Genomic DNA, 16,897 nt, shown 5'->3' on the forward strand with positions numbered 1-16,897 from the left:
CGACGTCGGCCGGAAACCGGGCGGCGCGGCCGGGCTGCGGTGCGCAGACTGGCGGGGTGACGTTCGTACCCGGCCTGACCCTGGCGCACCGGTTCCACGACGAGGTGGTCGGCCCGCTGCTGGCCCGCCGGCTGCCCCGCCTGCGCTACGCCGCGGGGCTCCTCGACGGCGGCTCGGAGCTGCTCGGCCTGGACACGCCCCGGTCGACCGACCACGACTGGGGGCCGCGCACCCAGCTCTTCGTCGCGGACGCGGCCGAGGTGGCGCCGGTGCGGGCGGTCCTCGACGCGGAGCTGCCGACCGAGTTCCTCGGCTGGCCGACCCGGTTCACCGGCGGCCCGACGGTCCGGCTCGGCGTGGCCCGCGCCGACGGGGAGCGGCACGGGGTGAGCGTCGACGAGCTGGGCGCGTGGCTGCGGGACCGGCTGGGCGGGGACCCGCAGTCCGGGATGACGACGGCGGACTGGCTGGCCGCGCCCACCCAGCGGCTCGCCGAGCTGACCGGCGGGGCGGTGTTCCACGACGGGCTGGACGGGGCGCTCATCGCCGTCCAGGCCCGGCTGGCCTGGTACCCCGACGACGTCTGGCGGCACGTGCTGGCGGCCGGGTGGCAGCGGGTCGGCCAGGTCGAGCACCTGGTCGGCCGCTGCGCCGAGGTCGGCGACGAGCTGGGCAGCCGGGTGGTGACCGCCGCGCTGGCCCGTGACCTGATGCGCCTCGGCCTGCTGCTGCACCGCCGCTGGCCCCCGTACGCGAAATGGCTCGGTACGGTCTTCGCCGCGCTGCCGGCCGCGGCGCCGGTCGTGGACGGGCTGACCACGGCGCTCGGGCCGGCCGGCTGGTCCGGGCGGCAGGCCGGGCTGGTCCGGGCGCTGGAGGCGGTGGCGGCCTGGACCAACGACACGGGGCTGGCCGCGCCGGTCGACCCGGCCGCCCGGCCGTTCCACGACCGGCCGTTCCTGGTCCTGAACGCCGAGCGGTTCACCGCCGCGCTGCGCGCCGCGATCGCCGATCCGGTGCTGCGTGCCCGCCCGCCGGTCGGCGCGGTGGACCAGTACCTCGACAACGTCGACGTGCTCACCCGCCCGGCGCGGGCCCGCCGGGTCGCCGCGGCCGTCCTGCCGGACTGAGGGCCCACGGTGCGGCCGGCGACGGATCCGTGTCCGCCGCCGGCCGCCCGGCCGTCAGGCGGGACTCGCCGGAGCCGCCTGCCGGTGCCGCGCGAACTCCCACGGGTCGTGCGCGGAGACGACGTCGACCTGGTCGGGCTGCTCGGCGAGGAGGGCCCGGAGCCGGTCCACGTTGCGCAACCGCAGCGAACGGTCGGTCTCGACCGACGCCTGCAGCGCGTCGAACGCCGGCGGGGTCGGCGGCAGCCCCGGCTGGACCTCCCCGCGGTAGAAGTAGGTGTCGCCGGCATGGACCAGCCACGCCGAGCCGCTGCCGGTGGGGCGGCGCACCGCCACGGCGACGTGTCCCGGGGTGTGCCCGGCCAGCGGCACCAGCAGGATCTCCGGCGGCAGGCCGGTGAGCTGCTGAACCCCGTCGAATCCCTGCCAGCGCTCCCCGTCGTCGCCGGAGTAGGTGACCCAGCGCGGGTCGTGCGCCCAGTGCGCCGGCAGGTAGCGGTCGTGGCCGACGACCGTGGCGGCCCGGTGCTCGGCCTCGTGCAGGTGCACCCGCGCGTGCGGGAAGTCGGCCAGCCCGCCGGTGTGGTCCCGGTGCAGGTGGGTCACCACGACGTGGCGTACGTCGGCCGGCGCGTACCCGAGCCGCTGGAGCTGGCGCACGGCGGTCTCCTCCGGGTCGAGGACGGGCTGGGCCCACGCGAGGAAGTCCGGCCCGAGCCGCCCCTGCGGGTCCCGGACGTCGAGCGTGCCGTACCCGGTCTCGATGAGCACCAGGCCGGCGGAGTCGGTCTCGACGAGCAGGCAGTGGCAGACTGCGGGCAACGGCCGGAGCGCGCCGTCCGGATCGGACGGCGGGGCGACCTCCCGCATGGACCCGCAGTTGAGATGGTGGATGCGCATGGTTCCCCCTGAGCTGGCGACGAAGGGCCGTGCCGAACGCTAGGAGGCGGTCTCGTGACTCACCAAACGGTTGGCCACGACGGGGTGGACCTGCGCCGGCTCTGCTCCGGCCCGGACGCCCGCCCCGACCCGTCCTGCCCGCTGGAGGTCACCCTGGCCGCGCTGCGCGGTCGCTGGACCGCCCTGGTGATCGGCGCTGTCGCCCGGGGCCCGCACTCGTTCAGCGACCTCGCGCACGCGCTGCCGACCCTGTCGGACAAGGTGCTCACCGATCGCCTGGTCCAGCTGACCGAGGCCGGTGTCGTCGCCCGCCACCGCACCGCGTCCTGGCCGCCGCGGGTGACCTACACGCTCACCGAGCGGGGCCGGGCGCTGCTGCCGGTACTCCGGGCCATGTGGGACTGGGGCGCGGCGGAGGCCGGCTAGCGCGCGGCGACGGTCTCCCGGTCGGCCGGTTCGTCGATTTGCAGGTCGGTGAGGTCGCGCAGGCGGCGCACCGGGGACAGCAGCAGGGCCAGGGGCGCCAGCACGGTGGCCGCGGCGAAGCAGAACAGGGTGACCCGGGCGCCGGCCAGCCCGGCGAGCGCCCCGGCGAGCAGCCCGCCGACCGGGATGGCGCCCCAGGAGACGAAGCGGACCGTGGCCATCACCCGGGAGAGCAGGTCGGGCGGGCTCGCGGTCTGCCGGTAGGTGCGGGTGGTCACGCTGAGCACCACCACGCCACCGGCGAAGACCACGTTGCCGGCCGCGAACGCGAGGTACGCCGGCCAGCCGGCGCCCAGCGGCACCAGGAACGCGCCGCCGACCGCCACCAGGCAGGCGACCAGCAGCGACCGGGCGGTGCCCCACCGCCGGGTGATCCACTGGGTCAGGGCCGCGCCGACCAGCGAGCCGACCCCCTCGACCGCGAGCAGCACGCCGACCAGCGCGGCCGGGGCGTGCAGCTCCCGGACCAGGTAGAGCGGGTAGACGGCGAGCTGCGCCCCGCAGACGAAGTTCACGGCGGTGGCCGTCCACATGGTCGGTCCCATGACCGGGTGGCGGGTGACGTACCGCCAGCCCTCGCCGATCATGGCGCGGACCGGGGGCCAGCGGTCCGGGGCGTCGACCCGGCGGGCCGGCAGCGACCCGAGCAGCGCCGCGGAGACCAGGTAGCTGACCGCGTCGACCAGCACGGCCGGCACCGCACCGAGGGCCTGCACCGCGAGGCCGCCCAGGGACGGGCCGGTGAGCTGGGTGGCGGCGTGGGTGGCCGAGGTGAGGCTGTTGCGGGCGTGCAGCTGGTCGCGGCCGACGATGGCCGGCAGGAAGGTGGCGTTGGCGACGTCGAACAGCACGTTGGCGAAGCTGACCACCAGCGCCACGACGACCAGCTGGGCCACGGTGAGCCGGCCCCACCACCAGGCGAGCGGCACGGAGGCCACCGCGACGGCCCGGGCCAGGTCGGCGCCGACCTGCGCGCCGCGCAGCGGCAGTCGCTGGACGATCACGCCGGCGGGCAGCCCGATCACCAGCCAGGCGACGTAGCTCGCGGCGGCCACCAGGCCCATCTCGAACGCGGACGCGTCCAGCACGGTCAGCGCGGTGAGCGGCAACGCGACGGCACCGACCGCCGACCCCACCGAGCTGGTGGTGCCGGCGGCCCACCAGCGCCAGAACACCCCGGCCCCCTGCTCGACGGACATGCCGCCAACCCCCGATCCGAGCCAGTGAGTTCCAATCTGAAACGGACTATAGTCGAGGCTTCGGGCCGAGCGGGAGGTGGGACGTGAGACGGGCGGACCTCGGCGACGCCGACTGCGGCATCGCCCAGGCGCTCGGCGTGCTGGGCGACTGGTGGACGGTGCTCATCGTGCGCGAGGTCGCCGGCGGCACCACGCGCTTCGACGGGTTGCAGCGCGAGCTGGGCGTGAGCCGGCGGGCGCTCACCGAGCGGCTCGCCGGGCTGGTCGGGCACGGCGTGCTGCGCCGCGAGCCCTACTCGGCGCACCCGCCGCGCCACGACTACCTGCTCACCGCGAAGGGGGAGGCGCTGCTGCCGGTGCTGGTCGCCCTCCAGGACTGGGGCACCCGGCACGTGATGGGCGACGGCGGGCTGACGGCGACCGCCGACGCGGACTCCGCCGAGGCGCGCCGGGCGCACCGGCTGGTCGGCCGCCGCGTACCCCCGATGAGCCTGGCCCGGCACGACGGCGGCGCGGAGTCACCGGCGATGCCCGGGCGGTGGACGGTGCTCTACCTCTTCCCGGGAGCGTTCGCGCCGGGCGCCCCGGCCCTCCCGCCGAGCTGGGGGGAGATCCCGGGCGCCGTCGGGTGCACGCTCGAATCGCGCACGTACGCCGACCGGCACCCGCTGTTCCAGGCGGCCGGGGCCGAGGTGCGGGGCGTGAGCACCCAGCGTCCGGACCAGCTCGCCGCCTTCGCCGCGCACGCCCGGTTGCCGTACCCGTTGCTGTCCGATGAGGACGGCCGGCTCGCCGCCGGCCTGCTGCTGCCCACCTTCCGGGCCGGTGGTGTGGCCCGGTTCAAGCGGCTCACCCTGCTGCTGGACCCGGAGGCGGTGGTGCGGGCGGTGCAGTTCCCGGTCACCGACCCGGCCGGCTCGGTCGACGAGATGCTCGCCGAGGTGCGCCGCCGCACCGCCGCCGAGGCGGTCTAGGGGGTCCTGCCGCTCAGCGGGGCCGGCGGGACGAGGTCCAGCCCTGCTGGTGCAGCCGTTCGATGCCGTCCAGCAGCAGGTCCAGCGCGAACTCGAACTCGAACCGGTCGTCACAGCCCTGCCCGACGACCGACTCGTCGTCGTGGGACGCCGCCATGGCGATCTCCGCGAGGTGCGGGAACCGGGCCGCGACCTCCGGCGGGAAGGCTGCCGGCGGGGCCGGGGTGGTCGTGCCGGACCGGCCGACGCTCCGGGCGGCGTCGAACAGTTCCTGGCTGAAGCCCAGGATCCGGCTGCCCATCGCGTGCATCACGTGGTGCGCGAGGTCGGCGGAGAACCCGCCGGCCCGGAACGTCGCGACCATCGAGTCGAGGTAGGCCAGGATGGCCGGTGTCGCCATGTTCCGCGACTCGATCGCGAGCGGCGCCCAGGGGTGGCGCCGCAGTGCCTCCCGCGCCGAGAGGATGCGCCCGCGGACCGTGTGCTTCCAGTCGGCGGCGGGCACCGGCGGGTCGATCTCGCCGACGACCACGTCGATCATGCCGTCGAGCAGTTCGTCCTTGTTGGCCACGTGCTTGTAGAGGGCCATCGGCACGACGCCCAGATCCTGGGCGAGGTTGCGCATGCTGAGGGACTCGATTCCGGCCAGGTCGGCCAGCGCGACGGCGGCGCGCAGGATCCGGTCCCTGCTCAGCGGCGTCCGGCGCAGCGTCTCAGCCTGCTCAGCCATCTCGATCCTCGTCTTCCGGCGGCGGTGAAAACCATAACGCCCTTGACGGGTGTACGGCGTACACCTACCGTGTTTCCCATGAGGTGTACGCCGTACACTGAGGGAGGGCAAGATGAAGGCGATCGTCCAGGACCGGTACGGGCCCCCGGAGACGCTCACGCTCGCGGAGGTGGACACGCCGGTGCCCGCCGCCGACGAGGTGCTCGTGCGGGTGGAGGCCGCCGCGCTGAACGCGTACGACTGGCACGCCATGCGCGGCGATCCCCGGCTGGCGCGGCTGGCGATGGGCCGGTCGAAGCCCCGGGCGCGCGTCCGTGGCCGGGACTTCGCCGGCCGGGTCGAGGCCGTCGGCGCCCACGTCCGAGAGGTGCGCCCGGGTGACGCCGTCTTCGGCGACCTCGGCGAGGCCGACGGCGCGTTCGCCGAGTACGTGCGCGTGCCCGAGACCCTGGTCGCCGCGCGGCCGGGGAACCTGACGCCGCAGCAGGCGGCCGCCCTGCCGCTGGCCGGCGTCACCGCGCTCCTGGGGCTGCGCGACGCCGGGCAGGTGCAGCCCGGTCACCGGGTGCTCGTCAACGGCGCCTCCGGCGGCGTCGGCACCCTGGCGGTCCAACTGGCCAAGGTGCTCGGCGCGACCGTGACCGGGGTGTGCAGCACCCGCAACGTGGACCTGGTCCGCTCACTCGGCGCCGACCACGTCGTCGACTACACCCGCGACGACTTCACCCGCGACACCGGCCGTCACGACGTCGTGTTCGACCTCGTCGGCAACCGCTCGCTCACCGCGCTGCGGCGGGCGCTGACCCCGACCGGGACGCTGGTGCTCTCCGGCGGCGGCGTGTACCGCGGCGGCAGCCTCGTCGGGCCGGTCTGGCTCATCGCGCGCGGGCGGCTGCTGGCGCCCTTCGTCCGGCAGCGCATCGTCGCACTGGCGACGGCGCCCGGCCGGCAGCACCTCGACACGCTCCGCGCCCACGCCGAGGCCGGCCGCCTCACCCCGGTGATCGACCGGACCTATCCGCTCCACGAGGTGCCCCGGGCCATCCGGTACCTCGAAGGCGAGCATGCGCGGGCGAAGGTCGTCATCACGGTCTAGGCGCCGGCACGCCACTCGGTGGCCAGCAGTGACCAGACCTCGATGTCGAGCCGTTCGCCGAGGAAGGGGAACGCGGCGCGCAGCACGCCCTCGCGGGTCATGCCCAGCCGCTGCGCCACCGCCCGGCTGCGCGCGTTGTGCGGGACGGTCCGCCACTCCACCCGGGCCAGGCCACGCTCGACGAGCGCCCAGTCGATCATCCGCTGGGCGGCCCGGGTCACCAGCCCGTGCCCCTCGGCCTCCGGCGCGAGCCAGACCCCGATCTCGCAGACCCCGGCCGCCGCGTCGAAGGTGCGGAACAGGGTGCCGCCGACCAGCTTCCCGTCCAGCCGGATGCCGTGGATCGAGCCGGCGTCGCGGGCCTGGGCGTCGGCGTAGCGCTGGAGGAAGGCGCGGGCGGCGTCGGTGTCGGTGACGGTGTGCGCCCAGGGGAGCCAGGGCGCGAGGTGGGTACGGGTGCGCGCCACGAAGTCGGCGAACTCCGCCGCCTGCCACGGGGCGAGCGGGTGCAGGGCGGCGCGGTCGGTGAGGGGAAGGGAGAACATGTCGCTCCAAGGTGCGTACCGAACGTTTGTTATGTACTGTAGCGGGTGTGCCGGCACGAGGTGACCACGACGCCCGCCGCGCCGACGTCTCGGCGGCGGTCTGGCGGGTGCTCGCCACCCGCGGTTTCGGCGGGTTGACCCTGCGCGCGGTGGCCGCCGAGATGGGTGTCTCCACCGGGCTGCTGACCCACTACTTCCCGAACAAGCGGGCCCTGGTGCGGCACGCCGTCGACGTTGCCGAGCGGCACACCGACGCGCGCGACCGCCATGCCGCGGCGGGGGAGGGGCGGCCGGCGCTGCGCGCCGCCCTACTGGACGTCCTGCCGCTGACCGACGAGGCGACCGTGATGAGCCGCGTCTGGGTCAGCTACTGGGACGGCGCGCTCGCCGACGAGGAGTTCGCCGCCGACCAGCGCCGCCGCTACGACCGGTGGCGGGCGCGGCTGCGCTCCCACGTGGACGCCGCGCTGGGCGGGGCGCCCGCCGGGCCGGGCGCCGACCCCGACGACCTGGCGGCCACCTGCGCGGCCTTCGCGCACGGCCTGGTCGTCCAGGCGCTCTTCGACCCGGCCGCCTTCCCGGCGCCCCGGCAGGTGGCGCTGCTCGACCGCTTCCTCGCCGACCTGTTCCCGGCCTGACCGGCAGCCGGACCGAGCGTTTCCGGAACTTGTTGTCGGCCCCGGTGGCCGCCGCCTAAACTCCGATCCGACCGCACCAATTTGCGGTCATCTATCTCGTCTCCGAGGGTCCGGGCCGCCGTCGAAGGCGCCTCGCCGGCGAGCACGCCGCGGGCGCGCCTGCGCTGCGCGGCGTCCCCACCACCTGAGGAGATGCCATGCTGCCCAGAAGGAGAAGACTCAGACTGCTCGGCGCCGCCGTGGTCGCCGCCGGGCTGGCCGCCCTGGCGGCGGTCACCGTCCCCGGCCCCGCCGCGGCGGCCGCGCTGACCGAGGTGACGAACTTCGGGGCCAACCCGAGCAACCTGCGGATGTACCTGTACGTCCCGGACACCGTCGCGGCGCGTCCCGGGCTGCTCGTGGTCAACCACTACTGCACGGGTTCCGGGCCGGCCATGTACTCCGGCACCCAGTTCGCCGCGCTGGCCGACCGGTACGGCTACCTCGTCGTCTACCCCTCGGTGACCCGGAGCAGCCAGTGCTTCGACGTCTCCTCACCCCAGGCGCTGCGCCGCGACGGCGGCAGCGACCCGGTGGGCATCAAGTCGATGGTCGATCACGTGCGGCAGCGGTACCCCGTCGACCCGAACCGGATCTTCGCCACCGGCGTCTCGTCCGGCGCGATGATGACCAACGTGCTGCTCGGGCTCTACCCGGACGTGTTCAGCGCGGGCGCGGCCTTCGCCGGCGTGCCCTTCGGCTGCTTCGCCACCACCAACGGCTCGGAGTGGAACAGCGAGTGCGCCAACGGCCAGGTCGTGAAGACCCCGCAGCAGTGGGGTGACCTGGTCCGCAACGCGTACCCGGGGTACAGCGGGCGGCGGCCCCGGATGCAGGTCTGGCACGGGACCAACGACGAGACCCTGCGCTACCCGAACTTCACCGAAGAGATCAAGCAGTGGACCAACGTGAACGGGCTGAGCCAGACGCCTTCGTACACCGACAGCCCGCAGTCCGGCTACACCCGGACGAGGTACGGCGGCACCGGCGGCACCGCGACGGTCGAGGCGATCAGCATGCAGGGCGTCTCGCACAACCTGCCGGTCGACGCGGCCCAGGCGGTGCGGTTCTTCGGCCTGGACACCAGCACGCCGCCCACGAGCCCGCCGCCGACCAGCACCCCGCCCAGCACGCCGCCGCCCACGACGCCGCCGCCGTCCGGCGGGTGCCGCGTCGCGTACGCGGTGAACGCCTGGAACACCGGGCTGACCGCGTCCGTCACGATCACCAACACCGCCGCCACGGCGGTCAACGGCTGGAGCCTCGCCTTCACCCTGCCCGCCGGGCAGACCGTCACCAACGGCTGGAACGCCACGTACGCCCCGACCAGCGGAGCGGTGACCGCCCGCAACGTCTCCTACAACGGGACCATCGCGCCGAACGGCTCGGTGGACATCGGCTTCCAGGCCACCCACACCGGTAACACCGGCAAGCCCACCTCCTTCACCCTCAACGGCACCGCCTGCACGGTCGCCTAACAGTGTCTGCGGCGGTCGCCTGGAACACCATCCCAGGCGGCCGCCACCGTTATGCCCCGGTCCCCGCTTACTGATGGACTTCCATAAGGCGCGAAAGCCTCACGCGAGCTGGCCCGCCACTTCCTCGCTGTCGTTCCCGGATGGCCCGCCATCGGCAGCAACCTCAGCCATCGGAAGCACGAGGGTCCGAACGTCGCAAGCCCTCGCTTGAGCCGACGAGCTCACCCCCAGGGACTTGGTGTCCGCCGGTTGGATTTCGCGCAGGCTGTCGTAGGCCATCGGTAATTTGTCCTGTGTGCAGCTTCGGTACAGCTACCGCATCTATCCGGACTTGGGTCAGCAGCAGGCGTTGGCGCGGGCGTTCGGGTGTGCTCGGGTGGTGTTCAACGATGGGCTGCGCGCGCGACAGCAGGCACGGGAGGCGGGCGAGGCATACCTGTCGGATGGCGCCCTGTCGAAGCGGATCATCACCGAGGCCAAGCGCACTTCAGAGCGGGCATGGCTTGGCGAGGTGTCGGTCGTGGTGCTGCAGCAGGCCCTCGCAGACCTGAATGTTGCATACCGGAACTTTTTCGCCTCGTTGTCCGGCAAGCGCAAGGGGCGCAGGGTGGCGCCGCCGCGGTTCCGGTCTCGGAAGGACAACCGGCAGGCGATTCGGTTCACCAGGAATTCCCGTTTTGCAGTGTTGGCCAATGGGCGACTGCGGCTGCCGAAGGTCGGGGAGGTGATAGTTCGGTGGTCACGGCCGTTGCCGGTTGCACCCACGTCAGTGACAGTGATCAAGGATGCTGCCGGCCGCTATTTCGCCTCGTTCGTCGTGGCCGTTGCCGGCGAGCCGATGCCACCGGTCGATGCCGAGGTGGGCATCGACTTGGGGCTGACCCATTTCGCGGTTCTGTCCAATGGAACGAAGGTCGCGGCGCCGAGGTTCCTGCGCCGCGCTGCCGGTAAGCTGCGTCGGTTGCAGCAGGGTGTGTCCCGAAAACAGCGGGGCAGCAACAACCGCAAGAAGGCTGTTGCCAAGGTCGCCAGAGCACACGCCCGGGTGGCCGACACCCGGCGGGACTGGCAGCACAAGCTGTCCACACGGATCATCCGCGACAACCAAGCGGTGTACGTGGAGGACCTGTGCGTTGTCGGGCTAGGCCGAACCCGGCTGGCCAAGTCCGTGTACGACGCCGGCTGGGCGGCATTCCTTGGGATGCTGGAGTACAAGGCCGCCCGGTACGGGCGCGCCTTCGCGAGGATCAATCGGTTCGCGCCAACGTCGCAGACCTGCTCGTCGTGCGGGCGGGTCGACGGACCGAAGCCGTTGGGCGTCCGGTCGTGGGCCTGCCCGTGCGGGGCAGCCCACGATCGGGACGTCAACGCGGCGGTCAACGTGCTCGCGGCGGGACGCGCCGAGAGCCTAAACGTCTGTGGAGCGCAGGTAAGACCGGCACGCGTGCCGGCACCGCGCGAAGAAGCAGAAATCCACCCGGATGCTGCGCAGTTTCCCGCATGCAGCGTGGAGGGAGCCCCGTCAATTGAGGCGGAGGGAACGTCAATTCAACGTCGATCCGACCGTAGCCCATCAGGACGGGAGTGCGGTTCGACGGCCTACTAACCGTCTCGCCCGGCGGCAACGGGTCGATCACTTACGTCATCAACGACACCGGCGGCACGGCGCAGGGCACGAACACCCTCCCCGTAAACGTGGTCAGCTATGCCTAACCGGACCGGGGGCGGCGGCGGAACCCGCCGCACCGGCCCCGCACATGACCGTGGCCCCGGCGGGTACGCGACCCCGAACGGGGTTACCACCGGGAACGGAGGTGCGGGATGAAGGTCCGAAGCTCCCTGCGCGCGCTGAAGCGCAAGGCCAACTCGATCGTGGTACGCCGCCGGGGCAAGGTCTTCGTGCTCAACAAGGCCGATCCCCGACAGAAGGCCCGCCAGGGCTGACCGGGTGGCCGACATCCTCATCACCGGGGCCGGCAGTGGCCTCGGCCGGGGCGCGGCGCTCGGACTGGCCCGGGCCGGCCACCACGTCATCGCCGGCGCCGAGATCTGGCCCCAGGTGCGCGACCTGCGCGCCGAGGCCGAACGCGCCGGCGTGACTCTCGACGCCATCAAGCTGGACGTGACGGACCCGGCCGACCGCGCCGCCGCCCGACGGCACCGGGCCGACATCCTGGTGCTCAACGCCGGCGTCCAGGAGGCCGGGGCGGTGGTGGAGATCCCGATGGACCGGGTGCGCCGGTCCTTCGAGGTGAACGTCTTCGGTCACCTGCACCTCGCGCAGAAGCTCGTGCCGCCCATGCTGGAGCGGGGCGCCGGCAAGGTCGTCTGGGTGTCCTCCGCGGTCGGCATCCGGACCCGGCCGTTCGTCGGCGTCTACGCCGCCACCAAGCACGCCATCGAGGCGCTGGCCTGGGCCATGAAGGGCGAACTCGAACCGCGCGGCGTCCGGGTCGCCGTCGTCAACCCCGGCCCCTACCGGACCGGGTACAACGACACCGGCGTCGAGGCGATGTTCCAGTGGTGGGACTCCTCGACCGCCCTGCTGGACCGGCCCGACTTCGCCGACTACCTGGAGCACCAGCGCGACCCGCGGGAGATGGTCGAGGAGCTGGTCCGGGTGATTCCGGCCGACCGGCACCCGTTCCGGACGGCCTACCCCGAGGAGCTCCGCCGGCAGCTCAGGGAGTTCGAGTCGGAAGTGTGGGACGCGACGACGTGACCTTGCCCGGCGCGGCGTCGCCGGCGTGACGAGCGGGCGTGAGCAGCCGGGCGGCGGCGAACCGGACCAGCGGCCCGTAGATCCGCGCCGAGTCGGTCAGCGAGGAGAAGTGCGACGAGGCGTTGTCGGCCTGGTAGTGGGTGGCGATCGGGACCTGCTCGATCGGGCGTCCGGCCCGGGACGCGTGCAGCAGCACGTTCATCTCGTACTCGAACCGCTCGCCGGGCACGGCCCGGAGCCAGCCGAGCAGCCCGGCCGGGTACGCCCGCAGCCCGGTCTGGGTGTCCCGGACGCGACGGCCGGTGGCGAGGCGGAACGCGGCCCGGGTCATCGCGTTGCCGAACCGGCTCCGCAGCGGCACCTCGCCGTCGAACCGGCGGACGCCCAGCGTCAGTGCGCCGGTCTCGCGCATCCGGTCCGCGACCCGGACGACGTCCGGGATCAGGTGCTGCCCGTCGGCGTCCACGCACACCACGTCGCGTCCCGGGTGGTGGACGGCGACGTACCGGAAGCCGGTCTTCAGCACGATCCCCTTGCCCCGGTTCATCCGGCGCCGCAGCACGGTGGCGCCCCGGTCGCGGGCCGCCGCGAGCACCCCGGCCGCGGTCGGGCCGCTGCCGTCGTCGACGATCAGCACGTGCGCCGCGGTCAGCGCGGCCGTGAGGTCGCCGACGAGCCGCGGCAGGCCGTCCCCGGGTCGGTACACCGGCACCAGCACAATCACGGAACCTCCCGGGGTGACCCGTCGCCCGCCGGCCCGCTCACCGGGGCCGATCGACGTCCGTCCTTACCCGTGCCACCGGCCGGCGAATCCACCTCGCCCAGCGGCGGCGGATCCACCGTGGTCAGCGGCGGAACAGCCCGGTGACGCGTTCCGCCGAACGGGCCAGGTCGCGTTCCCGGCGCAGCAGCGCCTCCGGGGTACGTAGGCCGAGGTAGCACAGGCGGCTGGCCGCCCGGGCGGCCCGCTCGCGCCGGGCGGGCACCGGGTCGGGGCCGGTCACCGGCACGTCCAGCAGCGCGGCGCCGGTGAGCCCGAGCACCTTGCCGGCGAGGAACCGGATCCGGGGGAGGTGCCACGGGTGGGAGACCAGCCCGAGCGGCCGGGCCGGGGTGTGGACCTGCCCGGCGAGCAGTCCGTCCTGGACGGTGTGCGCCAGGTTCTGCAGGGTGGTGCGGGACCGGGTCTCCGCGTGCAGCCGGGCGTACCCGTCGAGGCCGGCGGCGCGGGCCAGGGCCAGCATCAGCTCGCCCTCCCGGCACCCGGCCGGCGGGCCGGGCGCCCCGGCGGGACCGTGCGGCCAGCCGCCGGTGAACACCACCCGCGCCCCGGCGTCCCGCCGGAACTCGGTCACGTGCGCGCGGACGTAGCCGATGGCGGCCCGGGCCCGGGCGGCGCTCTCCGCGGTGAGCCGGTAGCCGTCGTCGCCCGCGACCACCCCGCGGCCGAACACCAGCAGCACGGTGGCGGTCGGCGTCATCCGACCCACGGTACGCGGGCTCTCGGATCAGTCCTCGTCCGCGCGGGGCGGCCAGGGCGGCTCGCCCACGCCGGTGATGCGTACCCCGCCCCACGGGTCGGCCTCGGCGAGCCGGCCCCGGACGGTCCGTTCGCCGACCCGGACCTCGACGTCGCGCCGGCCGGAGCGGAGCAGGCGCAGCATCCGGGGCTCCGGCTCGATCCGCCCCGCCCAGTGGTAGCGCCCGTCGACCGGCTCCCAGCGGCCGCTGGCGTGCAGCCGGACGGCGGTGCCGGCGATCTCCGCCGGGCCCTGCCAGCTCACCGCTCGATCCGCTCGTGCGCGCGGGTCAGTTCGCGGGGCAGGTCGGCGCTGCGCCGGACGCCCTCGATGCCGCTCCAGAGCAGGGTGGTCAGGTAGTCGGTGAGCGCGGCCCGGCGGATCGGCTGGCCGTGGGTGGCCCACCAGTCGCCGACCGCCTGCACGAACCCGACGAGGCCGTACGCCCACGGTTCGGCGGGACCGGCGTCGAGCCCGAGCGCGCGCAGCCGGTCGCCGATCACCCGGGCCAGGCCGGCGGCCACCTGCCGGCTGGTGCCGGCCACCACCTGCTGGATGCCGGGGTGCCCGGCCTCGTGCAGCAGGAACCGGTAGAGCGTCGGCTCCGATTCGATGACGCTCAGGTAGGCGTCGATGGTCGCCTCGACCAGCGCGCGTTCCTCGCGGACCCGCTCGACGGCGGGGGCGACGGCGTCGACCACCCTTGCCGCCACCACCTCGCTGACGGCCAGCCAGAGCTGCGCCTTGTCGGCGAAGTAGCGGTAGAGCACCGGCTTGCTGACCCCGGCCGCGGCGGCCACCTGGTCCATGTCGACGGTCGGCCCGTGCCGCAGCAGCGCCTGCACGGCGGCCCCGATCAGCTCCTGCCGCCGCTGCTCGCGGTGGTCGGCCCAGCGGTCCCGCCGGCCGGTGGGCCGGGCCTCGGGCGGCTCCGGCGGGGCGTCCGGGGCATTGACATCCGTGGAGGTGCGTCGCATGCTACCACTCGTAACAGTTACTTGAAGTTACGTCAACTGTGGAGGGGCCATGGAGGGGACGCCGGCCGGATTCCCGCGCGAGGCGGTGGCCACCCGCCTGCTCGCCGCCTCGGTCCGCACGAGCTACGACCCCGTCGTCGACATCGACTGGTCGGCGCCGCACGTCCCCGGGGCGTACTGGATGCCGCCGGAGCGCAGCAGCCTCTACGGAACCGCGCTGTGGGAGGGGCTGAGCGAGGAGCGGCGGATCGAGCTGACCAAGCACGAGGTGGCCAGCGCGGCGAGCGCCGGGCTGTGGTTCGAGACGATCCTCATGCAGATGCTCATCCGGCACTACTACGACGCCGACCCCACCAGCCGGCACGCCCAGTACGCGCTCACCGAGGTCGCCGACGAGTGCCGGCACTCCATCATGTTCGGTCGGCTCATCGAGGCCATGGGCTGCCCGGTCTACCGGGCCGACCCGTTCGACCACCTGCTCGGGCGCTGACTCAAGGCCACCGCCACCGGCCCGCGGATGTACGCGGCCATCCTCATCGCCGAGGAGATCCTCGACGCGTTCCAGCGGGAGGCCATGGCCGACGAGTCGATCCAGCCGCTGATCCGGATGGTGTCCCGGATCCACGTGGTCGAGGAGGCCCGGCACGTGCGCTTCGCCCGGGACGAACTGGCCCGTCAGGTCGAGGCCGCCGGCCCGGTCGGGCTGGCCTACGCGCGTCTGGTGATCGGGCGGGCCGCGTACTCGATCACCCGCCGCCTGGTCAACCCGCGGGCGTACGCGGCGGTCGGCATCCCGCCGGCGGCCGGGGTGGCCGCGGCCCGGGCCAACCCGCACTGGCGGGCCACCCTGCGCTGGTCCGCCCAGCGCATCGCCGAGCACCTGACCGAGCTGGGGCTGGTCGCCGGGCCGGGCCGGCTGCTCTGGCGCCGCGCCGGCCTCATCGAAGACTGACCGACGGCGGCCCGCCCGGGGAGGGCCGCCGCCGGTCGCGCCGGTCAGGACGTGGGGAAGTTGTCCGGGGTGCGGATGCGGTTGCGCATGAAGTTCCCGGAGTCGGTGAGCACCGAGGTGCCCGCGTAGGTGCCGCCCGCGCAGGTGCCCGGCCGGAACGCCGCGCTGCCCTCGCTCGCGTCGGAGTACGTCCAGTTCGCGTAGCTGATCTTCAGCCGGTCCAGCAGGTCGAGCCAGGCCGTGCTGCTGGCCGTGTCGACCGCGCCGTCACCGGTGTAGGTCACCGTGCCGAACTCGGTGACGAACAGCGGCAGCCGGGAGGCGGCCCGCTGCACCTCGTTGCGGTAGTTGTCCTTGTGGGAAGCGGCGTAGAAGTGGAACGTGTACATGATGTTGTCGGCCCGGACGGGGTTGTTGACGATCTCGTCGGAGTTGCCGCCCTCCGACACGCCCAGCGACGACCAGCCCCGGGTTCCGACGATGACCACGGCGTCCGGATCGTTGGCCCGGATCACCGGGATGACCTGCTCGGCGTAGTTCCTGATGGTCGACCAGCTCACGCCGTTCGGCTCGTTGGTGATCTCGTAGATGACGTTGTTCTTCGCGGCGTTGCGGGCCGAGACCGCGGCGAAGAAGGTCTTGGCCCGGTCCAGGTTGTACATCGGGTCGCCCGGGGTCAGCGTGTGGAAGTCGATCAGCGCGTACAGGCCGCGCGCCTCGGCCTTGTCCACCAGGCTGTTGACCTGGTTGGTGAAGCCGGTCGGGTTGGTCTCGTAGCCCTGCTCCTGCACGTACATCGAGATGCGGAACAGGTCGGCCTGCCAGTCCTTGGCCAGCGCGTCGAGCGAGGCGTCGTTGTAGCAGTTGGCGAACCACTGCAACCCGTGGGAACTCATGCCCCGCAGCTGGATCGGCCGGCCGTACCGGTTGCAGAGGTTGACCCCGCAGACCCGCAGCTGGCCGTTGATCGCCACGGGGGTGGTGCCGGTGGGCGGCGGGGTGGTCGGGGGCGGGGTGGTGGGTGGGGGAGTGGTGGTCGGCGGCGGCGTGGTCGGCGTGGTCCCGCCGGTGCAGGCCGTGCCGTTGAGGGTGAACGCCGTCGGGGCCGGGTTGGCCCCGGTCCACGAGCCGTTGAAGCCGACGGTGGTGCTCGCCCCGGTGCCGAGGGAGCCGTTGTAGCTCATGCTCCGCGCGGTGACCGCGCTGCCGCTCTGCTGCCAGGTCGCCGACCAGCCCTGGACGACCCGCTGCCCGGCGTCGGGGAAGCTGAAGCCCAGGGTCCAGTCGTTCACCGGGTCGCCGAGGTTCTTCACGGTCACCGTGGCGGTGAATCCGCCCTGCCAGGAGTTGGTGGTGTAGGTGACGGCGCAGCCGGTCGCCGCCATCGCGTTCGTCGACGGCAGCACGGCCGTCGCGGCCAGGGCGAGCGCACCGACGGCGCCGCCTACGAGGAGGTGCCGCCGGGACGGGCGGGGGATCGAGAACATGCGGGATCGTCCCATCTGGTGGGT

The 16,897-nt window shown here is 73.7% G+C and carries 18 protein-coding genes and 1 pseudogene; 10 read left to right on the plus strand and 9 right to left on the minus strand.

Annotated elements, in window-relative coordinates; all coding sequences use genetic code 11:
- Nucleotides 1–56 precede the first annotated feature (56 nt).
- The gene (locus tag IEY96_RS10095) at nucleotides 57–1,130 is read left to right on the plus strand and encodes a DUF4037 domain-containing protein (protein WP_189194541.1); all 1,074 of its coding nucleotides are present in this window, start codon (nucleotides 57–59) and stop codon (nucleotides 1,128–1,130) included.
- Between the two features lie 54 nt (nucleotides 1,131–1,184).
- On the opposite strand, the gene IEY96_RS10100 is transcribed toward IEY96_RS10095, so the two are convergent.
- Nucleotides 1,185–2,030 (minus strand): MBL fold metallo-hydrolase, encoded by an 846-nt coding sequence (locus tag IEY96_RS10100; RefSeq protein ID WP_189194542.1) that lies wholly within the window; start codon nucleotides 2,028–2,030, stop codon nucleotides 1,185–1,187.
- Nucleotides 2,031–2,084: 54 nt separating this feature from the next.
- On the opposite strand from IEY96_RS10100, the gene IEY96_RS10105 reads away from it, so the two are divergent.
- Nucleotides 2,085–2,456, plus strand: a complete 372-nt coding sequence (locus IEY96_RS10105) for a winged helix-turn-helix transcriptional regulator (protein ID WP_189194543.1) — start codon at nucleotides 2,085–2,087, stop codon at nucleotides 2,454–2,456.
- On the opposite strand, the gene IEY96_RS10110 is transcribed toward IEY96_RS10105, so the two are convergent.
- Nucleotides 2,453–3,715: an MFS transporter gene (locus IEY96_RS10110; RefSeq protein ID WP_189194544.1), complete on the minus strand. Its 1,263-nt coding sequence runs from the start codon at nucleotides 3,713–3,715 to the stop codon at nucleotides 2,453–2,455. The genes IEY96_RS10105 and IEY96_RS10110 overlap by 4 nt on opposite strands.
- Nucleotides 3,716–3,798: 83 nt before the next feature.
- Here IEY96_RS10110 and IEY96_RS10115 point away from each other — a divergent pair, with 83 nt between their 5' ends.
- Nucleotides 3,799–4,689 (plus strand): winged helix-turn-helix transcriptional regulator, encoded by an 891-nt coding sequence (locus IEY96_RS10115; protein WP_189194545.1) that lies wholly within the window; start codon nucleotides 3,799–3,801, stop codon nucleotides 4,687–4,689.
- A gap of 13 nt (nucleotides 4,690–4,702) precedes the next feature.
- Here the strand turns inward: IEY96_RS10115 and IEY96_RS10120 are convergent, their stop codons facing one another.
- Nucleotides 4,703–5,419: a TetR/AcrR family transcriptional regulator gene (locus tag IEY96_RS10120; protein WP_189194546.1), complete on the minus strand. Its 717-nt coding sequence runs from the start codon at nucleotides 5,417–5,419 to the stop codon at nucleotides 4,703–4,705.
- Nucleotides 5,420–5,531: 112 nt separating this feature from the next.
- On the opposite strand from IEY96_RS10120, the gene IEY96_RS10125 reads away from it, so the two are divergent.
- On the plus strand, nucleotides 5,532–6,515 hold the full coding sequence (locus tag IEY96_RS10125) for an NAD(P)-dependent alcohol dehydrogenase (RefSeq protein WP_189194547.1): 984 nt from the start codon (nucleotides 5,532–5,534) through the stop codon (nucleotides 6,513–6,515).
- Here IEY96_RS10125 and IEY96_RS10130 read toward each other — a convergent pair.
- Nucleotides 6,512–7,060 (minus strand): GNAT family N-acetyltransferase, encoded by a 549-nt coding sequence (locus tag IEY96_RS10130; protein ID WP_189194548.1) that lies wholly within the window; start codon nucleotides 7,058–7,060, stop codon nucleotides 6,512–6,514. The two genes, IEY96_RS10125 and IEY96_RS10130, sit on opposite strands and share 4 nt — an antisense overlap.
- 47 nt (nucleotides 7,061–7,107) lie before the next feature.
- On the opposite strand from IEY96_RS10130, the gene IEY96_RS10135 reads away from it, so the two are divergent.
- From IEY96_RS10135 to IEY96_RS10155, 5 genes are all read left to right on the plus strand, one after another.
- Nucleotides 7,108–7,698, plus strand: coding sequence for a TetR/AcrR family transcriptional regulator (locus tag IEY96_RS10135; protein ID WP_189194549.1), 591 nt, complete (start codon nucleotides 7,108–7,110; stop codon nucleotides 7,696–7,698).
- A gap of 197 nt (nucleotides 7,699–7,895) precedes the next feature.
- The gene (locus IEY96_RS10140) at nucleotides 7,896–9,215 is read left to right on the plus strand and encodes an extracellular catalytic domain type 1 short-chain-length polyhydroxyalkanoate depolymerase (RefSeq protein ID WP_189194550.1); all 1,320 of its coding nucleotides are present in this window, start codon (nucleotides 7,896–7,898) and stop codon (nucleotides 9,213–9,215) included.
- Between the two features lie 295 nt (nucleotides 9,216–9,510).
- Nucleotides 9,511–10,821: an RNA-guided endonuclease InsQ/TnpB family protein gene (locus IEY96_RS10145; protein ID WP_189194551.1), complete on the plus strand. Its 1,311-nt coding sequence runs from the start codon at nucleotides 9,511–9,513 to the stop codon at nucleotides 10,819–10,821.
- A 215-nt stretch (nucleotides 10,822–11,036) separates the two neighbouring features.
- On the plus strand, nucleotides 11,037–11,159 hold the full coding sequence (locus IEY96_RS10150) for a 50S ribosomal protein L36 (protein ID WP_091265774.1): 123 nt from the start codon (nucleotides 11,037–11,039) through the stop codon (nucleotides 11,157–11,159).
- A gap of 4 nt (nucleotides 11,160–11,163) precedes the next feature.
- On the plus strand, nucleotides 11,164–11,937 hold the full coding sequence (locus IEY96_RS10155) for an SDR family oxidoreductase (protein ID WP_189194552.1): 774 nt from the start codon (nucleotides 11,164–11,166) through the stop codon (nucleotides 11,935–11,937).
- Here the strand turns inward: IEY96_RS10155 and IEY96_RS10160 are convergent.
- From IEY96_RS10160 to IEY96_RS10175, 4 genes are all read right to left on the minus strand, one after another.
- Nucleotides 11,897–12,661 (minus strand): glycosyltransferase family 2 protein, encoded by a 765-nt coding sequence (locus IEY96_RS10160; protein ID WP_189194553.1) that lies wholly within the window; start codon nucleotides 12,659–12,661, stop codon nucleotides 11,897–11,899. The genes IEY96_RS10155 and IEY96_RS10160 overlap by 41 nt on opposite strands.
- A gap of 121 nt (nucleotides 12,662–12,782) precedes the next feature.
- Nucleotides 12,783–13,418, minus strand: coding sequence for a YdcF family protein (locus tag IEY96_RS10165; protein WP_189194554.1), 636 nt, complete (start codon nucleotides 13,416–13,418; stop codon nucleotides 12,783–12,785).
- Between the two features lie 27 nt (nucleotides 13,419–13,445).
- Nucleotides 13,446–13,721 carry a DUF4873 domain-containing protein gene (locus tag IEY96_RS10170; protein WP_189194555.1) on the minus strand — a complete coding sequence of 92 codons (276 nt, stop codon included), beginning with the start codon at nucleotides 13,719–13,721 and terminating at the stop codon, nucleotides 13,446–13,448.
- A complete protein-coding gene (locus IEY96_RS10175; RefSeq protein WP_189194556.1) occupies nucleotides 13,718–14,434 on the minus strand; it encodes a TetR family transcriptional regulator in 717 nt (238 codons plus the stop codon). Before IEY96_RS10175 ends, IEY96_RS10170 begins: the two co-directional genes overlap by 4 nt.
- 49 nt (nucleotides 14,435–14,483) lie before the next feature.
- Between IEY96_RS10175 and IEY96_RS10180 the strand changes: the two are divergent.
- Nucleotides 14,484–15,386, plus strand: a pseudogene (locus tag IEY96_RS10180) (AurF N-oxygenase family protein).
- A gap of 44 nt (nucleotides 15,387–15,430) precedes the next feature.
- Here the strand turns inward: IEY96_RS10180 and IEY96_RS10185 are convergent.
- The gene (locus IEY96_RS10185; RefSeq protein WP_189194778.1) at nucleotides 15,431–16,873 is read right to left on the minus strand and encodes a cellulase family glycosylhydrolase; all 1,443 of its coding nucleotides are present in this window, start codon (nucleotides 16,871–16,873) and stop codon (nucleotides 15,431–15,433) included.
- Nucleotides 16,874–16,897: the final 24 nt, after the last annotated feature.

Source organism: Micromonospora fulviviridis (assembly GCF_014648395.1).
GTDB classification, from domain to species: domain Bacteria; phylum Actinomycetota; class Actinomycetes; order Mycobacteriales; family Micromonosporaceae; genus Micromonospora; species Micromonospora fulviviridis.

Bases quoted from the DNA above. Each gene is read 5' to 3' on its own strand.
- IEY96_RS10100 (WP_189194542.1), bottom strand. From the start codon at position 2,030: ATGCGCATCCACCATCTCAACTGCGGGTCCATGCGGGAGGTCGCCCCG.
- IEY96_RS10120 (WP_189194546.1), bottom strand. From the start codon at position 5,419: ATGGCTGAGCAGGCTGAGACGCTGCGCCGGACGCCGCTGAGCAGGGAC.
- IEY96_RS10175 (WP_189194556.1), bottom strand. From the start codon at position 14,434: ATGCGACGCACCTCCACGGATGTCAATGCCCCGGACGCCCCGCCGGAG.
- IEY96_RS10130 (WP_189194548.1), bottom strand. From the start codon at position 7,060: ATGTTCTCCCTTCCCCTCACCGACCGCGCCGCCCTGCACCCGCTCGCC.
- IEY96_RS10185 (WP_189194778.1), bottom strand. From the start codon at position 16,873: ATGTTCTCGATCCCCCGCCCGTCCCGGCGGCACCTCCTCGTAGGCGGC.
- IEY96_RS10140 (WP_189194550.1), top strand. From the start codon at position 7,896: ATGCTGCCCAGAAGGAGAAGACTCAGACTGCTCGGCGCCGCCGTGGTC.
- IEY96_RS10150 (WP_091265774.1), top strand. From the start codon at position 11,037: ATGAAGGTCCGAAGCTCCCTGCGCGCGCTGAAGCGCAAGGCCAACTCG.
- IEY96_RS10165 (WP_189194554.1), bottom strand. From the start codon at position 13,418: ATGACGCCGACCGCCACCGTGCTGCTGGTGTTCGGCCGCGGGGTGGTC.
- IEY96_RS10110 (WP_189194544.1), bottom strand. From the start codon at position 3,715: ATGTCCGTCGAGCAGGGGGCCGGGGTGTTCTGGCGCTGGTGGGCCGCC.
- IEY96_RS10125 (WP_189194547.1), top strand. From the start codon at position 5,532: ATGAAGGCGATCGTCCAGGACCGGTACGGGCCCCCGGAGACGCTCACG.